Raw genomic sequence first — 24605 nt, 5'->3', positions numbered from 1 at the left:
GCCGGGGGTCAGGAGAACGTGACATGTTGAACAACCAGACGATTGGGACCCTGACAGACCTTGGTTTGAAGGGGATGGCAGACGCGTTTCGTGAGCAGCTAGAGAGTGTCCAATACCTCGAGCTCAGCTTTGAGGAACGCTTCGCAATGTTAGTAGACCGGGAGGCAATGGATCGAGAGGCCAGAAGGCTCGCTACCCGGCTTAGAGCTGCCAAGCTCAGACATCAAGCCAGCATTGAGGACCTCGACTTTCACACCCCGAGGGGACTGGAGCGTTCGATGATCATGGGCTTTAGCTCATCTCACTGGGTAGATGCACACCAGAACATTCTGGTCACCGGTCCAACTGGAATAGGTAAGAGTTACCTTGGGTGTGCACTTGCCTACGCTGGGATTCGATCTGGCCATAGTGCACTGTACCGGAGGGCACCAGCTCTCTTTGCGGATCTAGCCATCGCCAGAGGTGATGGAAGGTATCTGAAGGTACTACAGAGCCTTTCACGTGCTGAGATACTAGTCATAGACGATTTCGGACTCACACCACTCACAGGGAGCGAACCCTCGGACCTATTGGAAGTATTGGAGGATCGATCTGAACGCAAGTCGACCATCGTCACCTCACAGCTTCCCGTTGACTCCTGGCATGAGGCACTTGGGGATCCGACGCTCTCTGATGCAGTCCTCGATCGTCTCCTGTGTAACGCTCACGTTATCCAGATGAACGGGGCCTCCATGAGGACAAAGAAGTCATGAGTGTGAGCCGACAAGAACAAAGTCGAGAGCCATTACGTAACGTTACGAAACCATCGTTGTCAAGGATCTGCGAGGGGCCGGGATGCACCCAGATTCTGGGCCAACAACCCAGGGGAAGACCGGCCCGGTACTGCTCGGCCGCTTGTCGTGTAGCTGCTCATCGACGACGAAGGAGAGGACCGGTCACAGCAGAGGTGCACTTTGGTTCCGCTAGTACAAGAAATCGAAGCGAGGAGCGGTCGTGGATGGTCAAGCTACGTCGCGACAACGACGAACTGATCGTTGTCATCGGTCAGAGCAGAGATGGTGCGCAGTGTCTCGCTAGTCGGCCCAACGATTTTCTCAACTGAGGATACAACCATCCAAGATGGAGTAGAACTCCGACCTTTGGGGTGCACATAAATCAATCGAAAAGGAGCCAATTCTCGACCCATCAGATATACACTTCAAACAGTCCGTCTCGCGCCCTCTAGGGGGTGGCACATTTCAGCGAGAACGGGTGGCACATTTCGCAGGAATACGCATATGACGCAGGGATGAACGGCGTCACGGTGATTATGGCCCACGGACAGCCACTGAGGTACGTGTTCAACGACAGACCATTCCTGCACAGTGCCGATAATCCGCTCACGTACGTCAAGAGCGTCCTTGCCCATGCAAAACTCTATGCTGGTGCAAGTACGGGTACAGGGTCGTCTATTCCTGTAAACATCCAAGTGCCAACGTTCTCAACGTCAACAGTGGCGAACATGCAACTGCGCTTAGCAGCATGGATGGCGATCCTTGGATCGGGTGGCAGTTGTCACCAGCTTCTCAACACCTCATGCCCTAACCCAACTTTCGAAACTCATCCGCATTCTCCCTGGTAGAGGGGTTGGGGTTAGAGCAGTAAGACACTACAAACGCGTGGCAATTGTCTTTATGCGCTTGAGCGGGTCCCTGACCCCAAGAAGAGAATAGATCTTGCGCTGTGTTGGCTCTGGGACAGAGGAGACCCGTATGTGATTGACGATCCCCTCGTCACTAGTCAACACCATGGTGGTCCTAGCGTGGGTAGAGACCTGTTCTTTAATCGTCGACCAACTCCTGGTGTCATCGTTAGATCGCAAGGTGAGCTCAATAGCACTGAGGAGATGATAGCCAAGTACCGAGATGAACAGGTGAGCAGCGGTTCTCGTTGCTAGCTGGTGATAGACGGGACGAAGGCCAAGATCGCTCTTTAGGGACCGAAAGGCATTCTCGACTCTGGTTAAGGTCATATAGAGATTCCAGATCTCGCCCTCTGTGAGTTCGTTGTGATTTGAAACTACTCACGAAAGAGACCTCACTGGAGCCTTGGAACTCTTGACTGCAACGCTGAACTGTCGTGTGACAATCGATAGAGGACTGGGCTGGACCGTGACCGTGACCGTGGATGCGGTGTGGTTGAGTCCAGACTGGGGATGGTTCGGGTCTGACATCGCTCACATCTTCGACTCCATTGCCGGTTTCTCGTTCACCGGTAATGACAACATTGGACTACGGTACGCACACCTTTCCTCCCTAGAAGACCTGTTCAATGCCGCACTTGCGTTAATCGCGGACGTAACCAGGTGGCGAGTCGACTATAGAAGGAATTGCGATACCTGGGTTGCTGCCCACGTCAACGAGACCGAAGTGCAAACATGTAGCGGATTTGCACATGACCGCCTAACGTTCGATACCTTGGATGAATTGCATGAGTGGATCGAGTCGTTGGCAGCGTAGTGGGTGATGCGTAAAGTGGCTCGCGAAGGGTGATTGTGAGTAGAACACAGCGGATGGCGCAGGAGTAGAGAGCTGATCTGACGCGAGAATCGTGAGGAATATTGGTGCACAGAGGCGCCAAGGCATGGGAGGATGGGAGATCGCCATCACGCGCTACGCGATGCCCATCGCAGTTCAGCACTTCTACCCTGAACTAGACAGTCGGCACCAAGTGCAGAGTAGACTTAACTAATGAAACGACGAGATCTAGTTCGTAAGATAAGCCAGGAAGCGAAACGACAGGAGGTACCGTGGAAGATCGACCACGAGGGCGCACGCCACAGCGTGTATCGGTTGGGTACTCGACTAATCCCGGTCTCGCCACAACGAGCTCGGCGAAGGATTGGTACGAACGATCTTCATCGAGTGTGAAGGTGAACTAGGCAAAGGATGGTGGAGACTATGAAGACCTATCAGGCAAGTGTTGAACGCGATGGCAAGTTCTGGCTGATTCACATACCGGGTATAGGCGTTACTCAAGCCAGACACCTACGAGAGTTAGATGAGATGGCACGAGATCTCGTTGTCGCGATGACAGGAGAAACTCCTGACTCGTTTTCTCTGGAAGTAACGACTCGGCTACCTGAAGAGGTGCAGGAGCACCTACGAAAAGCGGCACAGCTTCGAGCTGAATCTAGCCGTACCCAGTCAGAGGCTGCCGCGGAGATACGTATCGCGGCTCGTCAACTTGTAGACGCAGGTCTTCCCCTGCGTGATGTTGGCAAACTCCTTGGTGTCTCCTACCAGCGGGCTCATCAGCTCGCCTCCTGAACAACGGTGATCATCGAGGAGTGTGAGTGCGCTCGACAACGCTAACCACTCGGTAGCTGGTTGACCCTCGCCTCGAGGTTGGACAGACGGGCCTCGATAGACGCGATGGTCTTCTGCACCGACCCAAGTACCTCTTCGAGTTTGGCGAGGAACGCGGGCGTCTGCCGGTTGAGTTGTGCGGTGGCCCTGGGTTCGGCGTGCATGTCGCCCTCAACCACGGGGTTTGCGAATCACCGTGTAGGTTAAGGTTACGTGCAGAGAGTAGGAAGGAATGCTGTCCTAATTACGGGTATATTAGTACTTAGGACACTACATTCATCTCCAAATATACCCGACCTGGCATAATACAAATCTCACCCGTGGATGACCCATCGAAATCGGGGAAAAAGGATCAAACCAGACACCAATTCGGGAAGATTCTCCGAAAGTTGGGTTAGCTCTCTTGGCGGCAGCCCTCGAACGAGAGGCGTCTAGCGGCCTAGTGGACCACTAGGTCTAGAAGGGTGTGCGACCTTGGCGGTCTGCAGCCGAGGTGATCTACACGCCATTAGTCATCGCCTACACACTATGCCAGGTCGGTGTTCTAGCGGACAAGCGCCAATGACCGCTATGAGCGTGCTCTTGTAGCGGTCATTGGTTGAACTGACTCCATTTGGGTATCGACTAGCTAGTCACAGGGCATCTGCACTGGCGTTGTAGTTGTTCAGCGGGCGCGATCTCGGATGATGTTGAGCGCACTTCCTGCGTGGAACCACTCGATGTGGGTGGGGGAGAGAGTATGAGTCATCTCGAATTCGGTGGCGCTACCATCGGCATGATGGATTATGCCCTTGACCGGACGATTGGGCGCTAGCGCTGCGAGATCGACGATGTCGACGTTATCGTCCTTCGCGATCAAGTCGTATGTCGCCGGATCCGCAAAGGTTAACGGGAGAACACCTTGTTTTTTGAGGTTAGTTTCGGCGATTCTGGCAAAGGAACGCGCGATAATCGCCTTGGCTCCTAAGAACCGCGGCTCCATTGCTGCGTGCTCTCGAGAGGAACCCTCACCATAGTTCTCGTCGCCTATAGCGACCCAGGCGATACCAGCTGTCTTGTAATGACGCGCAATCTCTGGGAGCGACTCCTCCGCGCTATGGACCTTGCACCAGCCCTTCCCAGCCTGTGATCCAAAGGCGTTGTTGACGCCTAAGAAGAGGTTGTTCGATATATTGTCGAGGTGGCCACGAAAGCGAAGCCATGGTCCTGCTGCCGATATGTGATCGGTCGTACACTTCCCGACCGCCTTCATAAGAACGGCGAGTCCGAGGTAGTCCTCTCCATCCCAGGGTTCAAAGGGCTGTAGTAGTTGTAGACGCTCAGAGGCGGGATCCACCTTGACCTCGACTTTTGAAGAGTCGACAGGGGGTGTTTGGAAGCCGGACTGTTCGCTTGCAAAACCGAGCGATGGGAGCTTGTCGCCTGTAGGTTGGGGGATGAGCTCACCTTCGATTGGATCGGTGAGCGGATTGAAGTTGAAGTTGCCCACCAGTGAATAGGCGACCACGACCTCTGGAGAGGCGATGAAGGCTAAGGTGTCGGCACTGCCATCGTTGCGTTTCGGGAAGTTGCGATTATAGGAGGTCAAGATCGAGTTGACTCCTTGCGATGCCTCATCAGTCCGCTTCCATTGGCCAATGCACGGCCCGCATGCATTCGCTAGCTCGGTGGCGCCGATCGCGCGCAAGTCATCGAGCAGACCATCACGTTCAATGGTGGCGCGCACCCGTTCGGATCCGGGGGTTACCAAGAGCGGACTCTTGACCTTGAGCCCTCGCTCATTCGCCCATCGAGCGATAGATGCCGCTCGAGCGATGTCCTCGTATGACGAGTTGGTGCACGAACCGACGAGGGTATAGGAGAGCTCCACTGGCCACCCCTTCTCCTTGGCTTCTGCAGCTATCTCTCCAACCCCTCTGCCTAGGTCGGGGGTGCCAGGTCCCACGATCTGTGGTTCAAGGGTGTCGAGATTGATCTCTATCAATTGGTCGAAGTAGGGGCGTGGATCTTGCTCGACCTCTGGGTCGTCGGTTAGCTCGATCAGATTAGAGGCGACCAGATCGGCTATCGCCTCTCGCCCGGTTGATCGGAGATAGGCGACAGAGTTCTCATCAGCGGGAAAGAGCGAGCATGTAGCACCGATCTCAGCCCCCATGTTACAGATCGTGGCTTTTCCGGTTGTAGACAGCGCTCGGGCACCATCGCCGAAGTACTGCAGGATTGCACCGGTGCCGCCCTTGACCGTGAGGATCTCGGCAACGCGAAGAATAACGTCCTTCGCCGAGGTCCAACCTGACGGTGCACCGGTGAGGTGAACCCCGATCAGCTTGGGTAGACGTACGTTAAAAGGCATCCCCACCATGACGTCGACGGCATCTGCGCCACCCACGCCGATCGCCACCATGCTAAGACCCCCAGCGTTAGGGGTGTGAGAATCGGTTCCGATCATCATGGCGCCGGGGAAGGCATACTGTTCAAGGACGACTTGGTGAATGATGCCAGAACCCGGCTCCCAAAAGCCAAGTCCGTACTTGGCGGAGACGGATCGTAGGAAGTCATAGACCTCCTTGTTTGTGACCCCCGCAGTCTCTAGGTCGGTGGTGGCTCCAAACTGCGCTTGGATGAGATGATCACAGTGAACGGTGGAGGGAACTGCGACCTGTGGCAACCCGGCCGTCATGAACTGCAGCAGAGCCATCTGTGCAGTCGCGTCTTGCATGGCAACACGGTCTGGCATGAGCTCGACGTAACTCACGCCTCGCTCCAAGTCGGTCGTCTCAGGATGGAGAAAGTGGGCGAAGAGCACCTTCTCGGCAAAGGTAAGCGGTCTGCCAAGCCGCTCACGTCCGATCGCGGTCGTCTCAGAGAGTCGTTCATAGAGTTTGGCGACGCTCGCGGTTGGTGTTGAGGATTCTGCTGTTGTCATGGTCATCCTTTCGTCCGTACTCAAAAGTATAATACAAGTTTAAGACAGGTACAACGTTTGGCGCTGATGATGCGCTCTTTGCGGGTGGATCAACGTGAAACTAATGCAGCGGGCTAAGGTTCGTGAGCATCGGGAAGTGACCGGTGGCCACGGGCAGCATCTTCGCATGGAATAGTGGCGCAATAGCGGCGATCGAGTAGTCCGATCGTCGATGTTGGCGCAGGCGTGTCGATTTTACCCGGGGGTAGATCTCTAGCGACCCGAGGGATACCTTTGTTGTCTATGTCGACTCAATTGAACCTTGAGTGCCGTGATACTTGCACTCTTTTTTGCATAGCACCGCGGTGCTCGCTCAACCTCAATCGATATGGGCCGTTGAAGACCCAGTCTGGTTATCGGTTTGTCGATGTGAGACTCAATCTGTGTAAGAAGTTGGAGTGGCTTAGTCTCGGGGTTGGTCGATAGCCGCCTGGAGTGATGCTCTCGATGATGGATACAGGCAACGCCGCTTTCGTACTACGAAGATCGTGAACACGAGTGCCAAAGGTAGCGCTACCCACGGGTCTCGAAGTGTTGCCAGAAGGAACAAAGTAATGAGAAGGAGACTGGTGACCACTAGGCGATCGCCAACACCCACACCGGTTCTACAGCTGCCGGGTGTTTTTCGAACCTTTCGCATGACCATGAGCTGATTCTACAGGCTGGTTGCGTTGCCATCTGTTTAAGCTGTTACGGTAGGTGCCCCGGAATTAACCCGACGAGTGCGATGCACCCATGTCTAGGTCCAGCTTGGTAGCTGCTGCCTAGCTCCCGATGCTGAGTGCAGAGACGAAGGCCTCTTGTGGAATCTCAACTCGGCCCACGGATTTCATCCGTCGCTTGCCCTCTTTTTGCTTCTCAAGGAGCTTGCGTTTGCGAGTGATGTCGCCACCATAACACTTGGCTATCACGTCCTTGCGGTACGCCTTTACCGTCTCGCGAGCGATTACCTTGGTGCCGATAGCGGCTTGGATGGGTACGTCGAAGGACTGCCGAGGTATGAGCTCTCGGAGCTTGGCGACCAGACGGCGGCCATAGTCGTAAGCTTTGTCTTTATGGATGATTGTCGAAAAGGCATCGACCGGTTCGCCGGCGATAAGGATGTCTAGTTTGGTTAAGCTGGCTGGTTGATAACCATCGGACTCATAGTCGAGCGAAGCGTAACCCTTGGTCCGGCTCTTCAAGGTGTCGAAGAAGTCGATGACGATCTCTGCAAGTGGGAGTCGGTAGTTGATCTCGACGCGTTCGGGTGAGAGGTAGTCCATCTTGACGAGCTCGCCTCGCTTCGATTGCGCAAGCTCCATGATCGTTCCGATATAAGTTGAGGGCGTGATGATGTTGACCTTCAACATCGGTTCGGCAATCTCGGAGATCAGATTGGCCGCTGGCATTGCAGAAGGGTTGGCGACCTCGAGGAGTTCTCCTTTGGTGTCGATCACCCGATAGCCCACACTCGGTGTCGTTGCTATCAGCGATAGCCCAAACTCTCGTTCAAGTCGTTCCCGGACGATCTCCATGTGCAGGAGTCCTAGGAAGCCACATCGGAAGCCGAATCCGAGCGCGGCAGAGGTCTCGGGTTCAAAGGTGAAACTCGCATCGTTGAGCATGAGCTTGTCTAGCGAGTCACGCAGCTCCTCGTACTCGTCACCATCGATGGGGTAGAGACCGCAGAACACCATCGGCTTCGGGTGTTCGTAACCGGGTAGTGGAGTAGCTGCTGGCTGGTATGCATGCGTTATTGTTTCACCAGAGCGTGCCTCGCCAACATCCTTGATGCCGGCGATGAGGTAGCCAACCTCCCCTGGGCCGAGTTCGGTGACCGGTGTCATGATTGGTCTGCGAGCACCAATCTCCTCCACCTCATGGGTTCGTTGTGCCTGCATGAAGGTCACGCGATCGTTGGAGTGAATGACGCCGTTGACGACCCTGAGTGAACTGACCACTCCACGGTATTGGTCATACAGAGAGTCAAAGATGAGTGCCTGGAGTGGGGCGTTGCGATCCCCGGCAGGCTGTGGTACCCGTTCCACCACCGCGTCTAGGAGCTCTGCCACTCCCTCCCCGGTCTTGGCTGAGATCCTTAGAATGCTGGTTCGATCGATGCCGAGTACGTTCTCGATCTCGCTTGCATAGAGATCGGGCTCAGCCGCTGGAAGATCGATCTTGTTGAGCGCTGCCACGATCTCAAGATCGTGTTCAAGGGCTAGGTAACAGTTTGCCAACGTCTGTGCCTCGATGCCTTGTGAGGCATCGACGAGGAGGATTACTCCCTCGCAGGCGGCTAGCGATCGACTGACCTCGTAGCCGAAGTCGACGTGACCAGGCGTGTCAATCAGGTTGATCCTATACCCTCGCCACTCCACGCTGGCGTTCTGAGCCTTGATCGTGATCCCGCGCTCGCGCTCGATATCCATCGAGTCCAGGTATTGTTCGCGCATCAGTCGAGGATCCACGGCTTTGGTGAGTTCGAGGATACGATCGGAGAGAGTCGACTTACCATGATCGATATGGGCGATGATTGAGATGTTACGGATGTGAGACTGGTCCAGCATGCGCAGGTAAGCTTAGGCTACCGGCACGGCGCGTCGAGTCATGAGCTGGTGCTATGCTAATAGATCGGATTTTGAGCGGTGAACGCAACTGGAAACGCAACTTGGAGAGTCAGTTTTGGCAAACATTAAAAGTCAGATCAAGCGCATCGGTCAGAATGAGCGTCGGCGTGAGCGCAATAAGGCGGTTCGTTCCGAGCTAAAGACGCGTGTCAAGAACGCAGTTACTACCGAGGATGAGGCTTCAGTTCGCCTAGCCCTCAAGCGGCTTGACAAGGCTGCGTCACAGGGCGTGATTCATAAGAATCAAGCCGCTCGCCGCAAGTCGCGCCTGATGGCACAGCTTGCACGGACGAAGGGCTAGATCGCTCTCGGGCAGACAGCCGTACGCTTGGCTAATTGCACCCGATTGGCTGGCGCCAAACCAGCCAAGGATTGGCTGGCGCCAAAAGCGGCCGAGGGGCTAGCGGCTTTCGATTTGGTTGCATGTTTCGGGTATAGCTACTGCTTCTCGTAGCGAACCTCGAATGATCAACACGATGTACGGTCTGGCGTGCTAAAGCTTTTGATAGCCTCCAAAGGCTGTTTTGCAGCCTCGGCATTGCCGAGAGTGGCAGCGAAGTTCGCTAAGCCGACGTATCAAATCTGCAGTTTGGCGCATAAAACCAAGCTGGCCTCCTCGAAAGCTAGACTATAGGTCAAGGCACTGAGTGCGATAACGTAATCAGGAGTTGTATTGAGGTCAGGTTCTCGCTTATGGTTGATCAATCGTTAAACGCTCGTAAGGAGGCGATACTCCTTGCGGTCATCGTTGAATACATCCGTACTGCCGCCCCAGTGGGTTCTCAGCATGTTCTAGAGTCCGCTGAACTATCGCTATCACCAGCTTCGGTGCGCTCGCAGATGGCGAATCTTGAGAAGGAGGGTTACCTCACTCAACCACACGTATCGGCTGGCCGCATCCCGTCGATTCGTGGTTATCGTTATTTCGTCGACAGACTTTTGCGTTTTGATCCGGTAGAGCTGGCCCGAATCGAACACGATGTCGCGGATTTTCTCCGGAGTGCCAAAGGTGCGCTTGAGGATGTGCTTGAGCGATCGCTAACTTTTCTGTCCCAACAGACGAACTATACCGCGGTTATGACCACTTGGGCTATGTCGACAGAAAGCTACAAGGCGATTCAGGTGGTCTGTCTGGCGCCGGATACTGTGTTGGTGATCGTGGTGGGTTCTAAGGGGACTGTTGAGCGTACGACGGTTCACCCAAGTGTCGCCGTTGATGATTGGCTAGCCAGTGAGGTTGGATCAAGGCTCTCCGCGATGCTCGTAGGTAAGGATATGAGCGTCCCCATTGATATTGCGAAGCTCGGCGGTGATGTAGTAGACGAGTCTGGTGCTGATGGTGGCCAGAGGGGATCCAACGACGGTGATCCGCGTGGGTCGGTTCTCGAGACCCTTTTTAGCGCGGTGGCGACTGCGATCAATGACTTGCGGGTTCGAGAAGAGGTAGGACTTCGTGTGCGTGAGCTATCCAAAACCGCCGCCGCCCTAGAGCAGCTCGACCAGGTAGCAAAGGTTCTTGAGACCCTCGAACATGATGTCCACGTAGTCGACCTTATTCGTACGCTGATCGAGACTGGAAGCATGGTTAGCATCGGCGATGAGGGTGGAGTAGAGGCACTCAATGATTGCTCACTTGTAGTAGCGCCGTGTGAGATTGACGGTGAGCTTGTGGGTTCGATCGGGTTGATTGGGCCTACACGGATGGACTATTCGCGAGCCTTGGCCGCGGTCGAGGCACTCAGCGCGCAGGTAGCGCGTGCCGTGCGATAAGGAGGAATGTGGTCGATTATTACGAGGTCTTAGGAGTTGCGCGTAGTGCTTCCGCGGATGATATCAAACGTTCCTATCGGAAACTAGCTCGCCAACTTCATCCTGACGTAAACGGAGGTGACAAGGAGGCTGAGAACCGCTTCAAGCTGGTGACTGAGGCCTATGACACCTTAAGCGATCCCGACAAGCGACGTCAGTACGATCTCTATGGCTCCTCCAGTGGTGCTGGTGGGGATCCGTTTGGTGGTGCCGGTGGGCCGTTCCAGCCGAACTTCTCCGACATCTTTCAGACAGTGTTCGGTCAAGGTTTTGGCACACAGGAGACTGCGGGACCGCGTCGTGGTGAAGACATGGAGACGGCAGTAAACCTCACGTTTGAAGAGGCGGTATTTGGGTGTCAAAAGGAGATCTCCTTGAAGATGCCTACGACCTGTCCTACCTGTAGCGGCTCTGGCGCTAGGCCTGGTACCTCCGCAACGGTTTGCGCGCAGTGCCAAGGTAGTGGTTCGGTCAAACGGGTGACACAGTCATTTTTGGGTCGGATGGTGACCACCATGACCTGCGACGTCTGCCATGGAGAGGGGAAGGTGGTCCGCGACCTCTGTTCTGATTGTAGAGGTGAGGGGCGCAAGACCCTCGAGCGTCACTTTACCATCGAGGTACCACCAGGGGCGGATAACGGCCTTGTCCTACGCTTGACCGGAAAGGGTGCTGCTGCACCAAGAGGTGGTCAGCCTGGGAGCCTGTATGTTCATGTGAATGCGGCATCCTCAGACAGGTTTGAACGCCAAGGCAATGACCTGTGGATGCGGTTGCCGATCTCTTACGTGCAAGCCTCGCTAGGTGCCCGCATAAACTTCGAGAGCCTTGATGGAACCGAGACTATTGAGATTGCGCCAGGAACACAACCTGGCTCAACGCTGCACATAAAGGGTAAGGGTGTTCCCGTTCTCTCTGGCCGTGGCCGTGGCCGTGGTGATCTAATTGTTGCGATGGATGTAAAGATGCCAGATGAGCTCAGTGAAGAGGAGGAGGGGTTGCTCCGCCAGCTTGCTGAACTACGTGGTGAGCAGGTTCTTGAGCACCATGAACATAGTATTTTTTCGAAGCTCAAGTCAGCCTTCAAGCCCTAAGTGAGCGCGCAACGCCTTCATCCGTTCGCGTTGGTCGATGATTTAGATACGCTAGAGGTGTCGCGTGAGCTCGGCCACCATCTGGGGGTTGTTCGTCGTCTGCGAGTGGGTGCTGAGCTTTTTGTTGGTGACGGGGCAGGAAGCTTTCGGGCTGTAAAGGTCGACGCAGTTCAGCCAAGAGTGCACTTGGTCCCGCTCTCCGATATTCAGACGCCGCAACGCCAGACGCCAAGCCTTGGGATAGCGATGTTCTTGCCCTCGAATGAACGGCTATCGTGGGCGGTGCAGAAACTGACCGAGGTCGGAATAGACCGCATTCATCTGCTATCCGATAGCGGTGATCGACGCGGAGGAGTACAGATCTCCGCCGCTGGTCTCGACCGCCTCGATCGTATCGCTCGCGAGGCATCTCAGCAGTCCGAGCGGCTTTGGCTACCAGACATCACTCCTCCCATGGAGGCCCAGGAGTTCTTCGGTGATACAAGTGCTGGAGTCGCTATTCTCGATCCGGACGGCGGCCCGCTCCCAACTGGGGTTACGACGTTGGTAGTGGGTCCAGAGTCGGGTGTGGTTATCTCACCTGAGTCCATACCCAGAGTGAGCCTGGGTCTTCCAATTCTGCGAATTGAGACTGCTGCAGTCGCTGGTGCCGTAGTTTTGGCCGCTTTACGAGCGTCGTTGATTTGTATTTGTGATAATTCCTGATATACTTTGGCCACACGGAGTAGACACAGGTCCTCTGCGAGATGGAGCAAGGAGTGGCGATGGATCAGGCGGAGCGAGATTATGCGCGTGAGGTAGGGAAACGTCTGCGATCTGTGCGCAAGCAACAGCGTTACTCGCTACAGGCTGTCGAGGCGATCTCTGAGAAGGAATTTAAGGCATCGGTTCTTGGCGCTTATGAGCGAGGCGAGCGCTCGATATCGGTTCCACGACTCCAACGCTTGGCGGAGTTCTACCATGTGGGAGTCGACCAACTCCTGCCCCCTGAACTCGCTGGTCGCGAGTTCTTTGCGCTCAGCAATCGCGATAGGGTCGCTTCGGTCACAGACGATCACAATCGGATCGATCTTGCTGGTCTCGAGCGCCAGATCAGCGCTGGGGTGGCTCGTTCTCGGGTGACCGGTTCGGTCAAGTGCACCATTGATCTTGGTCGACTATCGTCGATGATTGGACCGGAACGTGATCTGATCAGCCGATACTTGTCGATGATCCAGATCTCGCGTCAGGATTTTAACGGTAGAGTCATGACCGTACGTTCGGATGATCTAAAGATTATAGGCGCTGTACTTGGACTCTCGTTCGAGGACATGATCGCCTTCTTGGACGACCTCGGTTTGCGAGTCTCTAGCTAGTTCGGTATCCGCTAAGCGGTGAGCCTCGGAGTCTCTAAGAGACAGGCGATGGAGCTAGGTGCTCTGCTCGATAGTCTAGAAGAGGGCGAGTTAAGCCGTCACGATCAAGTGCACAGGCTTATCAGCGTACTAGCCGGCGAGGCTGCCACTGGTGACGATGTCGCCGACCTGCTCCTCCTCTCAGCCTCCTGCGACCAGCCGTTGTCTGAACCATCTGTACTGTTGAATCGGCTGCTTGCGGCCAGTGACGATGAGTTCTCTGGGTTGTTGACTGCCTTGATCGAACTACGCGATCTAACGCTGTTGCAGCAATTTTGCTAGCATGCCTCAGTAGGTGGTATCGACCTCGACGCCTGTTTCGCTGTTAGCTAGATGTCCGTCATGGTAAAGGTGGTCGCTATATGGATGGTCAACGCCAACGTGAGGTCGTGAGTGCTCTGGAGAGAGCTTTGCGAGCGGCGGTTGTCGGGAATTTCGAGCTAGTTCGTCGTGGAGCAGACTCCATTCGTGAGCTCAACCAGCTCGCACTGTATGCGGAACTTCCCGATGTCCTTGACTTCGTAGCAGATCGGTTGGCGGCGAAGGACCACATTGGGGCTCAAGAAGCGGCCCTAAAGCTACACGCCCTGTTAGATGGTGGTCCGTTCCTTCCTTTGGTAGATGAGCTAATCGCCTCGCTGTCGCCGAAGCAAGCAGATGGTCCCGAAGTTTAGGCGGTGACGTTGCGTTCCTGTAATAGTTCGAATAGTTGGTGACTAGTCGTTGCCGCTATTGTCGGCGCTTGACGAGCCAGACTGCGTGGACGATGTTGCTGGTGGCCGTAAACCACAATGGCCGACGCTCGTTAGAGCACCGGCCATTGTGGTTACCAATTGTGGGTGACCCACAACCGTAGCCAATTAGTCTCTGATACTAGCGGTCCACCGGGGTCATAGGGGGATGGGAGGCCTGGCCAGTTTGGGCTGGTGCCTTCGGCGTCAGTGGCCCTATCGGTAGCAGGACACGTCCCCAGGTTGAGGTGATCGTCCCTGATGCGGCATGGTAGAAGCCAAGAATCGCGAAGATGATCGTGGTCCAACCACCGGTCTCAGTCAGGCTGGTCGAGTTCATTCCTTGGCCAAGGGCGAGGAGTATGAAGGTGACTGTCAGCAGGAACAAAATGATGGCTAGGACTACGTCCGTCTTCAACGAGGCGATGAACAGGTAGAGCGAGATGATCGCAAACATCCACAAGAAGAGTGCGAATGCACTACCAACGCTCGCTGGAGCGACTGTCTTGGCGTAGAACTGTAGGTAGAGTCCTACGATGATCCAGAATGGTCCGTATGATCCGAAGGCGACGGCACCAAAGGTGCTACCACGTGCGATCTCAATGACGGCTGCAATAATCTGAACAAGGCCACCGAACAGGAAGGCGGTTGGGATGATGATTCCGATCGCGGTCCCACTGATGAGATGGGCATTGATAATACCCAACATCAACGAGGTGGCCGAGAACGCGGTTACTGCCCAGTGGCCAGGATCCGCGAAGGTGTCTTTTGCTGACATATAATGTCCTTTCTTAATTTACATGCTGCTCTTCGTTGTTGAATAACAGCGCACTTGCACAGGCATTGCGTCTGCAACACTTCTGCACTAGAATTACCAATTTGTCTCGATTGTTGGTTGCTACCCCTAACTCCATGCTGGTTGATACCTAGTTCGATAGGCACCCCCCTGTCTGGGAGCTAGCAGGTAGGTTGGTTGCAGTAGCCGTTTTACCGTAGGATGAGCCGACACTGACGAACGGACGCCGCAGTTGCGATCCGCTTGTGTCCGAATTAACCGCACGCCGAATCCATTTGGTTACCATTGGTTCCACACCCCCTGTCGTTGGATCCATAGGTCAAAGCACTAGTTATGTCTATGACTTAGCTCATGTTGGCTGCTGATGTTGTCATACCCCGTTGCTTGGCTACCCCTCCGTCACTAGTGGTCCGCTACTCCTCGGTTGAAGCTTTCATGGAGTTCGCTCGATCAGCGATCTCCTGTACAACATCGGCGTTCGCCAGCGTCGTGACATCTCCTAGCTTGCGCTGTTCGGAGATGTCGCGGAGGAGCCGGCGCATGATCTTACCCGAGCGTGTCTTTGGAAGCTCCTCGGTGAACACGATAGATGCCGGCCTGGCAATCTTACCGATCTTGTCCGCTACATGATCTCGAAGCTCGAGGATGAGCGCTTCAGTTCCGATGATTCCTGAGCGCAGGGTAACGAATGCTGCGATAGCTTGACCGGTGATCGGGTCGTTTCGGCCGATCACTGCGGCTTCGGCCACTGAGGGATGGTCGACTAGGGCCGACTCTACCTCGAGGGTAGAGATCCGGTGGCCAGAGACGTTCATAACGTCGTCGACTCGGCCCAAGAGCCAGTAGTATCCATCCTCATCGCGCTTGGCTCCATCCCCTGCAAAATAGCGCCACAATCCATTGGCTGGATCTGAGAACCGAGACCAGTAGGTATCGACAAATCTATCGGGATCACCATAGATGGTACGCGCCATCGCTGGCCACGGGTGGGTCAAGACTAGATACCCACCTCCACCGAGTGGAACTGACACGCCACTATCATCGACGATATCTGCGCCGATCCCTGGAAGTGGAATGGTTGCCGACCCAGGTTTTGCTGCCGTAATGGCTGGTAGCGGCGAGATCATCATGTTGCCGGTTTCGGTTTGCCACCAGGTGTCTACCACTGGACAGCGATCGCCACCAATGACTTTTCGATACCACATCCATGCCTCAGGATTGATCGGCTCACCAACAGTACCAATAATGCGCAATGACTCCATGTTGTGACGATCAGGGAATTCGGTTCCCCACTTCATGAACGTCCTGATCGATGTCGGTGCTGTGTAGAGCTGAGTGACCTTGTATTTTTCGATGATTGACCAGTAGCGATCCTTGTCCGGATAGTCGGGGACTCCTTCGTAGAGCACGCTAGTGGCTCCGTTGGCGAGCGGGCCATAGACGATATAGCTATGGCCTGTGACCCATCCGATGTCGGCGGTGCACCAGTAGACATCCTCCGGGCGGAGGTCAAAGACCTGAGCGTGGGTTGTAGCAACACCTACGAGATAGCCACCGGTGGTATGCAAGATGCCCTTCGGTCGACCAGTTGTTCCTGAGGTATAGAGGATGTATAGCGGATCTTCGCTCGAGGTCTCTGTAGCCTCGCGCTCGGCCGATTGGTTTTCGGTAAGTGCTGCATAGGTTATGTCCCGTCCTGTCTGCATAGGGACTGCATTCCCTGTACGCTCGACGACCACGACATGCTCGATCGATGGTGTATTCTCGAGTGCACGATCTGCGAAGGTTTTGAGTTCGACGAGCTGACCTTTACGCCGAGATTGATCACAGGTGATAAGCACCTTAGCCTGAGCATCATTGATGCGGTCGGCGAGCGCGTCTGGTGAGAAGCCCCCAAATACCACTGAGTGGACCGCACCGATTCTCGCACAAGCCAGCAACGCAATCGGGAATTCAGGCACCATGCCCATATAGATTGCTACCCGGTCACCCTTGCTAACCCCGAGCGAACTCAAGCCATTGGCGAGCTTGCATACCTCGCCGAGAAGGTCGCGATAGGTGAGGGTTCGAGTATCCCCCTCCTCTCCTTCAAAGTGATAGGCGACCTTGTCTGGCGTCGCTGCCACGTGGCGATCTAGACAGCTCTCGGTGATGTTGAGGGTTGCTCCCTCAAACCACTTGGCGAATGGTGGATTTGACCAGTCGAGGACCCGATCCCACCGCCGCCGCCAGAGCACTCGTTCAGCTTGAGTGGCCCAGTAGGTCTCGTAGTCTTCGCCCTCACGGTAGATTTGCGGCGAGTTGATTGCGGCGGTTTCACGGAGCTGCGCCGGAGGATCGAACTTTCGTCCCTCGGAGAACAGTGCCTCAATTGTGGCGCCATCATCGGCCATTCTTCCCCCTTATATGTTATCTAGTACTTCGTTTGCGGTAGTTCACTCCGCAACCATGTATTGATACAGATGGTAGTGCGTTCCAATCGGCTTGTCAATTACACCCCCACATTTGGGACAAGCATAGCACACCGTTAAGCCGCGTTCGCGTTTCAGCTGGGCATTAATCCGCTTGAAGTGATCCCCACATGCCGCCATCGATCTATAATTGCAGTCGCAAATATCGATACGCATAGTTGGAATTACTGGGGGGAGCTAAGTCGCTTGTTTGTATTATCTATTAGCACGAGAATGCACAGGGAGAGTTGAAAAGCTAGCTAAACACGGAGTATTGTCAGATCGCACCGCGGATGGCTACGAGTTTGGCTATATCAGCGGGTTGTCGCCCACTCGGGTGGATGACTAGGGCTGATCACTCGGACCGTGGTCGAGTCTAGCGACGAAGAACGGAGTTGAGATCGAGTGCCTCGAGCGCTGCGGCCAGCGATTCATTCTGGGTCGAGATGTAGCTATGGATGTTGCGAGGATTCACGTGTGCAGCAAGTAGGTCGGGACGTAGCGTCAAGAAGCGGGGTAGTGTGCGATAGAGAGAGGATAGGCGATAGTCTTCGAGCACCTCTCTAGGAGAGACTCCCTGAGATAGTTGCCAAAGTGCAACGACTATCCCGGTTCGATCCTTACCGGCTGTGCAGTGCACGAGGACTGGGTGGTCGTGATCGCGGTAGAGCTCGAAGGCTGTCAATAGGTCTTGGCCGTGCTGTGCGACGAGGTCAAGATACATGGATCGCATGGCATCGTCGTCGATGCGGTCTATCTTGCCATCGAGTAGAGCACTCGTTGCGTCGACGTGACCGGCGAGATTGCCAACGATAGGGATCTGTACGATGCTGATGCTGCTCGGTGCCTTAGACGGTGCGAGTCCTGACTCATCGCCGTGGCGCAGATCGAGGATCATATCTATGCCGAGGGCTTCGACGAGTTCCCAGTCACGTGAGGTGAGCTTGACCAGGTTCTCGGACCGATAGTGGGTGCGCCACTCGACTAAGTCGCCGTTTTCGGTTCTACGACCGCCTGCATCGCGAAAGTTCGTTGCTCCGTCAAGAGGTATTCTTCGATTCGCGATGAAGTAGCGTGTATTGTCTACCTCTCGCTCGATGACCGGGGCGCAGGAGGCGTCATCCAGCTCTAGCGCCGCGAGCGGCCCGATGGGACGGAGGCCGAGCTTGGATCCGAGCGAAGCGGCAACAAGGAGGTGGCGGTGATCTTGGCTCAGGTGTGCATCGACAGGAGTATTCACCCCACCAGCCTAGTGCCTGATATTGACGCGGTCTGAACTGTATGCGAGCGGCGGCTAAGCGCGGGCTGGAGCGATCGGTGTTGACGGTACTGCGCTAGCGGTAGCAGAGGCTGTGATGATACCCTGGTCGATATGCATAATGGCGAGTAGAGGAGCACGCTGTGGCTGCGTCAGCCTAACGGTCAGGCTGAGTGGTGCGGGGTAGGAGACGAGGATGCTTGTATTGGTTGAGGTCTCGTTGTAAACGCAGCTAGTTACGTCCTGTCGAGCGGTCGATGGCGACAGGGTGAGCACACCTCGCGAATAGTACGACGATGGGTCAAGTGCTCGTGTTCCCTGAATCGCACAGGCCTCGGCCACCTGGGTGAGTTGGTGTTGGGCAAGGTAGAGTGATGCAGCGTTTATGGCCAAGGTGGTCAGGATCACTACCACCATAGCGATCAACGGCAGCAGTATCAATGCCGAGCCGGATTCGGTATTAGCTCTAGTTGCCCTGGATGGTAACTGCACAGTTGATTCCTTCGCTGTCAGGGTTTCGATACCCACCAATAGCAATGGTTGCCGAGCCCGTTACCTGGTAGCTGCTGATGGAGCGTCCAAGGAGGGCGAGGCCGGGAAGGGTGGTGTTGGTGCTGAGAGTGAGTCGGTTGACGCTGCAGCCACTAAGCGATCCCTGTAACGCGACGCTCACGCTTTGGCCATCGATGCGGAGCGTGGAGGGAGGAGACAGTCCTTGTGTGGTTGCAGCGCGCAGAAGATTCCAGGCCCGTTGGTCGAGTTGTTGTTTAAGCACTACGATCCGCACTGTTCCGATCACGAACGGGATGAGCACTACGAGCACGAGAACGCTGGCGAAGATGAGCGTGATCAGGTCGATGAAGCCGTCCGTAGTCTCCCTTGATTGAAGGTTTTGTTGCCTAGTTAACCAATGCAGTGGCATGTGCCATAATCGAGCTGGGAGCGACCAAGAGGGTAACATGGCGTCGGAGCGTGAGCTCCACCATTTGTCCATGAATATACCAGCTAATGTCTCCTTGATGAACACCTGTTATCCCCGATGCATAGATGGATGAATCAGCGGTTCTGATCGCATTTGCTGCTCCATTGGTGAGGTCGCTTGCTGCGAGGACTGCAGCATGATTGGCGAGTGAATTTAGTTGAATCCAGAGGATGATTGCAGTTACGGACTGGACGGTGACGATGAGCAGGATAAGACCAACTGTTCCGGCGATGAGCGTGGTAACGAGTGAGGATCCAGAGCTATCGATTGCGTCATGTATCCCAACTTTTGGGTAACTGGACACCGAATCGGTCCTTAGTGTCGCTTCTTGCCGGACTTGTACGCTGTGGCGAGTACGGCTGGTACCCATCGTCGAGAGCACCAGTAGGAGCGGACAAAGAGCCAGCTCATTGTCCTATCTTTGCGACCTGGGTCGAGATCGAGCTCGTCGCATTGGACATGATAAGCTTGAACGCGACCCAGAGTCCAACTGCGAGAAACGCCATGATCATTACTACGATGGCGGTAGAGATGACACCCTCGCCTGCTTCATCCCCCAAACTACCTATGTGGCTGAGTTGGGTATACGCAAATTCGCGTAAGGAGCCGAAGGCAAACATCAGGGTCATAATGCACCGATTCACCGTAAAACGAATGATCGACGACACTCGAGCCAACTTCCATGTCAGCATAGAATTCTCCTTCCTTGGATTGAATGATATTCTAGCTTCATTGCTGCAATATGTCAATGCAGGAGGCGAAAAATCTAGCTGGTTATTGGTGTGTTGGCAGTAGAGATCATTGCGTGAGTTTCGCTCTGGATACTCTCTGGATCTTGAGGCGAGCTGTCAGCATATCTTCGTGTGCTCTTCGAGGTGAAATGGGCGTAGCTGGCAGGGATCTGCAACTGGCTGCTACTACACCGTGCGAATGTCGTGTGTCTCTAGATGCCGGCCTGGTGAGCTGATCACACAGATAGGCGTCTCATGTGCCAATCGACGGTGGGTCTAGGGAGTCGAGTGCTGTGGCCATAGACGTCGCTGCGAATGCTACGGGTCGGGTCCTGATTTGTTATTAGCTCGGTAGCTGCCGGAGGAAGTCGACTAGCCCTGCAAAGTAGGTCTGCTGGTCGTCATAGAGCGCCATGTGGCTCCCGTTAGGACAGTACAGGTAGTGACCACGGGGGAGCCTCTCGGACATCATCTCCATGTGGGCTGGATCCATGGTGTCGTAGCGCGCGCCAATGACCAGAGTCGGTACCATGATCTTCTCGAGGTCATTTACCCGATCCCAGGCTGCAAGTTTGGCGTCGGCACTCATGCCGAGTTCACTTGGTCCTTGCATGGATACGTAGATCTGTTGATTGATATGATCGAATCCTCTCTGCACTGGGTCGGGCCATTCAGCAGCTGGCATCCGTAAGGTGTGATACTCGTAAAAGTGAGGAATCAAGAGCTCCATGTAGCGAGGATTGTCTATATCTCCTGCCGCTTCGATAGCCTTGATCTCTGAGAGCGCGTCCTGATCCATCTGCGGCATCAGGACCTGCTCTGCGTAGGCGGTATACGCCGGTGCACTGGCCATCATGTTGGAGATCACGAGGCCGCGTAGATGATCCTGATGGGCTAAGGCGTATTCGATAGCGAGGATGCCACCCCATGAATGTCCGAGCAACACGAAGTTGTCACGGTCCAGACCGAGGGCGTAGCGCACCTGTTCGACTTCGTCTACGAAGCGGTCGATCTCCCATAGCGATGGTTCGTTCGGTTGGTCGCTGAAGATCGACCCGAGTTGGTCGTAATAGTAGTACTCGATGCCGGAGGCTGGGAAGTAGCTATCGACGGCCTCAAAGTAGGCGTGGTTCGCACCCGGTCCTCCATGAAGCAGTAGCACCTTGAGTTTTGGGTTGTTGCCGACCCGCTTGGTCCAGACATAAAAGCTGCCAGCAGGTGTTTCGATCGGAATTCGCCTGGCCCCGCCGCTTAGCCGATCGTTGCGGCTCGAGTAGTCGAGATACGAGTTCTCACTAGCCATCTAAGTCTCCCCCCTTGAGTGCACTCCAACACCAGCCTAACCGGCCCATGATAGCGGTAAATCGGCGATGTAATCAAAGGATCGTGCGCAAGATCGCAGGTCGCTCGGTTGATCGATCTCGGCCCCTATGGCCCAGTGGTTCTCGGGTTCATTCGACTCCAAGACTGGTTGATCCTCAAGGATGCAAGGCGAGCATTTTTAGCGAGCCGATAAGTGGTACGATGACCAGTAGTACTCCAGGGATGAGGGTAGCGAGGGCAACTGGAATCCAGATCAACTGTTCGCGCTTGCCTGCGGTGGCGATGAGCCGATGATGGTGGTCGAGTTTTGCCTTTGTCAGCAGCTGGGCAACTAATTGTTGGGCTACCTGATGCTGGTTCGAGAGAGCTAAGAGTTCGAGCGCTCGTTGGACGTCGGGGTCCGAGACGTTATGAGCGAGGTCTGCTAGTACTCTCGACAGCGGCTCGCCTCTGGTGAGCGAGGCGGCTGAGCGTTCAAGCTGGTCACGCCATACTGTTTGGGTGGAGCGAGCAGTGGCTATGACCGCTGAGGTGAGAGAGTTTCCTCTCTCGAGCGAGGTCTGAAGTTCGCTCAGCAGGAGCGGCATGTCATTGCGGAGAGCGTCGGCTGCCTGCTGTGCCTTTGTAAACAGGAGTAGTCGTTGCATCGCAACCATGAGAAACCATGCGACTGCAGCCGCGAGGAATGGTGCGATTGTGGGAGTGATTAGAGTCGACACCACTACCAGCAACGCGGTCACCACGCTTGCGTTCGTAGAGATGGTCAGCAGATATCGAGCTGGAGGCTGATCTATCAATAGGAGTGCCAATTCTCTGCTGATGCTGGTAGTCACATCGTTAAAAAGATTCGTGCGCTGACTTGGGCGTTCTCCAACTGGGCGAAGATGACGCAGGAGGCGCTCATGGTCCCTGTTGAGTGGGGAGTGCTTGCTGAGCTGGGCTGCGATGGCCACGAGGATGACGATCAACAGTAGGGTTATGATTCTGGCGGTCACGGAGCGGTCCAGTTCATGAGGTCAATGATTTTCGACCTGCGCTGGGTTCGAGTGTGAGAGTGTCCTAATGGAGCAAGATATCGATCCGCCCAGAGCCAACACAACGTGATTATTGTCAGTGCTATAGTGCTCATGCTGAGGCCCAGTCGAGTGAGGTAGGGGGCGATACCTCCGCCGATGATCACTCCTATCGCCATCAGAAAGAAAGGAACGGCGACGACGAAGGCTCGAGCTAGTTTTGCTCCAGAAAGTTTCGCCTGTAGCTCCATGGTGAGGTTGTGATCTTCACGATGACGCTCTGAGAGCACGGCGAGAGTGGCCTGCGCCTCTGAAGTCGATACGCTTGTGAGACTCGCCAACATCCGTAGCGTCTCGGTGGATGACCCTGGACCAAGTCTTGCAATCAGAGGGGCGAGTGCTGCCTGGAAATCACCTGTTAGCTGGTAATTCTTAGCACCCGCGTCAACAAGAGTCTCCAAAGACTTCGGTAGTGATGCTGCAGCTGCAAAGAAGGCGATTGGTAGAGGGTCACCGAGGCTCGAGATCCGGGTGGCCGTCTCGTCGAGCACCATCGACCAAGCGTTGCTAAGCGCAAAGTTGAGCTTCTCGCCTTTGTGGGAGGAGTCGACCACCACGAGTATCAGTGCTGCTCCACCGGCGATCAATCCAATCGCGGGCGATAGGACAAGTGCAATGACCGAGATCGTCAGGAGTAAAGGAACGATCTGGACGCCTTTTAGGTGCCGTCGTGGTTGAATTGGTCGATGGCTCACGAACTCGAAGACCACTCCGGCGATGACGATGACCGAGCAAATGATCGCGATCATGCGAGCTCCGCGATCGTCGGCGAGCTCATGAGACGCTTTAGCCCGGGGTAGCGCTGGAGAAGTCGAGCGTTGTGAGGAATGGGTGCAGCAAGAGACCCATGTTCAAGGTCAAGTTCGATGGTAACGAAGTTGGTGTTTCCTTGGGTGTGAATGACGTCCTCCACCAGTGCCACCTCAGTGATAGCAAAGCTTTGGTCAACCTTTGCTTGGTAGACGACGATATCTATTCCATCGGCGATGAGTTGACTCATCGAACCACTCGATATCGCACCGCCATTGAGTTCTGAGAGTAGTCGAAGACGAGTGAGTGCACCACGGGCATCCCTGGCATGGATGGTGGTGAGCCCTGGGATTCCACTGGTGGTGGTCAGTAAGAATGGCAGCGCCTCCTTATCACGGATCTCACCAACCACTGCTATCGAAGGAGCCATCCGCAAGAAGGCAGTGACTAGCGTCCTCAAGTCGATGGCTGAAGCACCACGACGAGCCCTACGCGTCTGGAGGTGGGCAACGTTGGCCAGGCCAACGCCGGTCTCGGCAACCTCTTCGGCTATGACTATTCGACTGCGTGGATCGACGCTGGAGAGTAATCGTCTCGCCAACGTGGTTTTGCCAGATCCGGGTAGCCCTGCTATTACTATCGTTGCTCCTTCGTTAAGCGCCATGATCAGGAGTTCATGGATCACAACTCGGTCGATGGCGTGCGGTTGGTAGGAGACCCTGCGCAGGTTTACGAGCATATGTCCAGTCGCTGACAGTTCTGGATGGACAAGGTGGAGACGAGAACCGTCAGGAAGGCTGATATCTTGTATCCCCTCTGAAGGGTCTAGAGCGCGACTGTTGCCGAGTGAGCGAGCAGCGAGTCGTTCGATTATGCGACGAAGATGCGCTTCGTGATAGAAGCCCTCTGGATAGCGAAGATGACCGGAGCCTGACCGTAGCACAAATATCTCGCGCGGTCCGTTGATCATGATCTCTTCCAGACGTTGGTCCTCCAGGAGTGGTTGTAGCGGACCGGCGCCGAGCATACTTCGAGTGACGTAGTCAGCGACATGGTCGATGCCGATATCGCGATCAGCCTCCACGAGTCGAAGTCCGTGCGTACTGTGTTCGGCCTCTGAGCGTGCAAGTTCGCGGATTCTACCTGCTGCTCGTGGGTCTTCTGGGTCGAGGTGTTCTTCTTTCGCAACTGCCTGTACTCGTTGCTCAACCAAGGCGCAACAGGCAAGAAAACCTTCGGCGGCATCAGATCTGAATTGCACGGTTCTCTCCTTGGATGGGACTCCGGTTC

General features: G+C 55.1%; 26 protein-coding genes. 10 read left to right on the top strand and 16 right to left on the bottom strand.

Going from position 1 to position 24605, the window contains the following annotated elements:
• The first annotated feature begins 23 nt into the window (after positions 1 to 23).
• Positions 24 to 752, top strand: coding sequence for an IS21-like element helper ATPase IstB (gene istB / locus FEAC_RS10795; RefSeq protein WP_052566254.1), 729 nt, complete (start codon positions 24 to 26; stop codon positions 750 to 752).
• 896 nt (positions 753 to 1648) lie between these two features.
• Here the strand turns inward: istB and FEAC_RS10790 are convergent.
• Complete coding sequence (locus FEAC_RS10790; protein ID WP_052566253.1) at positions 1649 to 2011, bottom strand: hypothetical protein; 363 nt, start codon at positions 2009 to 2011, stop codon at positions 1649 to 1651.
• 109 nt (positions 2012 to 2120) lie between these two features.
• Here FEAC_RS10790 and FEAC_RS10785 point away from each other — a divergent pair, with 109 nt between their 5' ends.
• Together FEAC_RS10785 and FEAC_RS10780 are read left to right on the top strand one after the other, a co-directional pair.
• Positions 2121 to 2498: a hypothetical protein gene (locus tag FEAC_RS10785; RefSeq protein WP_156099291.1), complete on the top strand. Its 378-nt coding sequence runs from the start codon at positions 2121 to 2123 to the stop codon at positions 2496 to 2498.
• Between the two features lie 441 nt (positions 2499 to 2939).
• Positions 2940 to 3308 (top strand): hypothetical protein, encoded by a 369-nt coding sequence (locus FEAC_RS10780; protein ID WP_035390297.1) that lies wholly within the window; start codon positions 2940 to 2942, stop codon positions 3306 to 3308.
• Between the two features lie 41 nt (positions 3309 to 3349).
• On the opposite strand, the gene FEAC_RS15625 is transcribed toward FEAC_RS10780, so the two are convergent.
• The 4 genes from FEAC_RS15625 to lepA all read right to left on the bottom strand — a co-directional run bounded on the left by FEAC_RS15625 (position 3350) and on the right by lepA (position 8864).
• On the bottom strand, positions 3350 to 3511 hold the full coding sequence (locus tag FEAC_RS15625) for a hypothetical protein (RefSeq protein ID WP_156099290.1): 162 nt from the start codon (positions 3509 to 3511) through the stop codon (positions 3350 to 3352).
• A 500-nt stretch (positions 3512 to 4011) separates the two neighbouring features.
• Positions 4012 to 6273: an aconitate hydratase gene (locus tag FEAC_RS10775; protein WP_035390296.1), complete on the bottom strand. Its 2262-nt coding sequence runs from the start codon at positions 6271 to 6273 to the stop codon at positions 4012 to 4014.
• 442 nt (positions 6274 to 6715) lie between these two features.
• Positions 6716 to 6958: a hypothetical protein gene (locus tag FEAC_RS10770; RefSeq protein ID WP_152623198.1), complete on the bottom strand. Its 243-nt coding sequence runs from the start codon at positions 6956 to 6958 to the stop codon at positions 6716 to 6718.
• Between the two features lie 118 nt (positions 6959 to 7076).
• Complete coding sequence (lepA, locus tag FEAC_RS10765; RefSeq protein ID WP_035390294.1) at positions 7077 to 8864, bottom strand: translation elongation factor 4; 1788 nt, start codon at positions 8862 to 8864, stop codon at positions 7077 to 7079.
• Positions 8865 to 8979: 115 nt separating this feature from the next.
• On the opposite strand from lepA, the gene rpsT reads away from it, so the two are divergent.
• From rpsT to FEAC_RS10730, 7 genes are all read left to right on the top strand, one after another.
• Complete coding sequence (gene rpsT, locus FEAC_RS10760; RefSeq protein WP_035390293.1) at positions 8980 to 9225, top strand: 30S ribosomal protein S20; 246 nt, start codon at positions 8980 to 8982, stop codon at positions 9223 to 9225.
• Between the two features lie 392 nt (positions 9226 to 9617).
• A complete protein-coding gene (locus FEAC_RS10755; protein ID WP_035390292.1) occupies positions 9618 to 10694 on the top strand; it encodes an HrcA family transcriptional regulator in 1077 nt (358 codons plus the stop codon).
• An 8-nt stretch (positions 10695 to 10702) separates the two neighbouring features.
• On the top strand, positions 10703 to 11827 hold the full coding sequence (gene dnaJ / locus FEAC_RS10750; RefSeq protein ID WP_052566252.1) for a molecular chaperone DnaJ: 1125 nt from the start codon (positions 10703 to 10705) through the stop codon (positions 11825 to 11827).
• The gene (locus tag FEAC_RS10745) at positions 11828 to 12532 is read left to right on the top strand and encodes an RsmE family RNA methyltransferase (protein WP_035390290.1); all 705 of its coding nucleotides are present in this window, start codon (positions 11828 to 11830) and stop codon (positions 12530 to 12532) included. It abuts the gene before it with no gap.
• 59 nt (positions 12533 to 12591) lie between these two features.
• Positions 12592 to 13182, top strand: a complete 591-nt coding sequence (locus tag FEAC_RS10740) for a transcriptional regulator (RefSeq protein ID WP_035390289.1) — start codon at positions 12592 to 12594, stop codon at positions 13180 to 13182.
• A gap of 48 nt (positions 13183 to 13230) precedes the next feature.
• The gene (locus tag FEAC_RS10735) at positions 13231 to 13503 is read left to right on the top strand and encodes a hypothetical protein (protein ID WP_035390288.1); all 273 of its coding nucleotides are present in this window, start codon (positions 13231 to 13233) and stop codon (positions 13501 to 13503) included.
• A gap of 80 nt (positions 13504 to 13583) precedes the next feature.
• Positions 13584 to 13895 carry a hypothetical protein gene (locus tag FEAC_RS10730; protein WP_035390287.1) on the top strand — a complete coding sequence of 104 codons (312 nt, stop codon included), beginning with the start codon at positions 13584 to 13586 and terminating at the stop codon, positions 13893 to 13895.
• Between the two features lie 199 nt (positions 13896 to 14094).
• Here the strand turns inward: FEAC_RS10730 and FEAC_RS10725 are convergent, their stop codons facing one another.
• The 11 genes from FEAC_RS10725 to FEAC_RS10675 form a co-directional block, all read right to left on the bottom strand.
• Complete coding sequence (locus tag FEAC_RS10725) at positions 14095 to 14730, bottom strand: acetate uptake transporter (protein WP_035390286.1); 636 nt, start codon at positions 14728 to 14730, stop codon at positions 14095 to 14097.
• A 431-nt stretch (positions 14731 to 15161) separates the two neighbouring features.
• Entirely contained in the window at positions 15162 to 17141 is a 1980-nt protein-coding gene (acs, locus tag FEAC_RS10720) for an acetate--CoA ligase (RefSeq protein ID WP_035390285.1), read from the bottom strand.
• A gap of 433 nt (positions 17142 to 17574) precedes the next feature.
• Entirely contained in the window at positions 17575 to 18438 is an 864-nt protein-coding gene (locus FEAC_RS10715) for a tyrosine-protein phosphatase (RefSeq protein ID WP_035390284.1), read from the bottom strand.
• A gap of 54 nt (positions 18439 to 18492) precedes the next feature.
• Complete coding sequence (locus tag FEAC_RS10710) at positions 18493 to 18948, bottom strand: pilus assembly protein TadG-related protein (RefSeq protein WP_035390283.1); 456 nt, start codon at positions 18946 to 18948, stop codon at positions 18493 to 18495.
• The gene (locus FEAC_RS10705; RefSeq protein ID WP_035390282.1) at positions 18923 to 19378 is read right to left on the bottom strand and encodes a hypothetical protein; all 456 of its coding nucleotides are present in this window, start codon (positions 19376 to 19378) and stop codon (positions 18923 to 18925) included. Before FEAC_RS10705 ends, FEAC_RS10710 begins: the two co-directional genes overlap by 26 nt.
• Positions 19356 to 19742: a hypothetical protein gene (locus FEAC_RS10700; RefSeq protein WP_035390281.1), complete on the bottom strand. Its 387-nt coding sequence runs from the start codon at positions 19740 to 19742 to the stop codon at positions 19356 to 19358. The genes FEAC_RS10705 and FEAC_RS10700 overlap by 23 nt, the downstream gene beginning before the upstream one ends.
• A gap of 103 nt (positions 19743 to 19845) precedes the next feature.
• Entirely contained in the window at positions 19846 to 20130 is a 285-nt protein-coding gene (locus FEAC_RS10695; RefSeq protein WP_035390280.1) for a hypothetical protein, read from the bottom strand.
• Between the two features lie 382 nt (positions 20131 to 20512).
• A complete protein-coding gene (locus FEAC_RS10690; protein WP_035390279.1) occupies positions 20513 to 21472 on the bottom strand; it encodes a proline iminopeptidase-family hydrolase in 960 nt (319 codons plus the stop codon).
• A gap of 175 nt (positions 21473 to 21647) precedes the next feature.
• The gene (locus FEAC_RS10685) at positions 21648 to 22487 is read right to left on the bottom strand and encodes a type II secretion system F family protein (protein ID WP_035390278.1); all 840 of its coding nucleotides are present in this window, start codon (positions 22485 to 22487) and stop codon (positions 21648 to 21650) included.
• Positions 22484 to 23314 carry a type II secretion system F family protein gene (locus FEAC_RS10680; protein ID WP_035390277.1) on the bottom strand — a complete coding sequence of 277 codons (831 nt, stop codon included), beginning with the start codon at positions 23312 to 23314 and terminating at the stop codon, positions 22484 to 22486. Before FEAC_RS10680 ends, FEAC_RS10685 begins: the two co-directional genes overlap by 4 nt.
• Positions 23311 to 24576: an ATPase, T2SS/T4P/T4SS family gene (locus tag FEAC_RS10675; protein WP_052566251.1), complete on the bottom strand. Its 1266-nt coding sequence runs from the start codon at positions 24574 to 24576 to the stop codon at positions 23311 to 23313. Before FEAC_RS10675 ends, FEAC_RS10680 begins: the two co-directional genes overlap by 4 nt.
• Positions 24577 to 24605: the final 29 nt, after the last annotated feature.

Source organism: Ferrimicrobium acidiphilum DSM 19497 (assembly GCF_000949255.1).
GTDB lineage: Bacteria > Actinomycetota > Acidimicrobiia > Acidimicrobiales > Acidimicrobiaceae > Ferrimicrobium > Ferrimicrobium acidiphilum.
The sequence above is the reverse complement of the archived record's forward strand: the minus strand, read 5'-3'. Positions and strand labels throughout refer to the sequence as shown.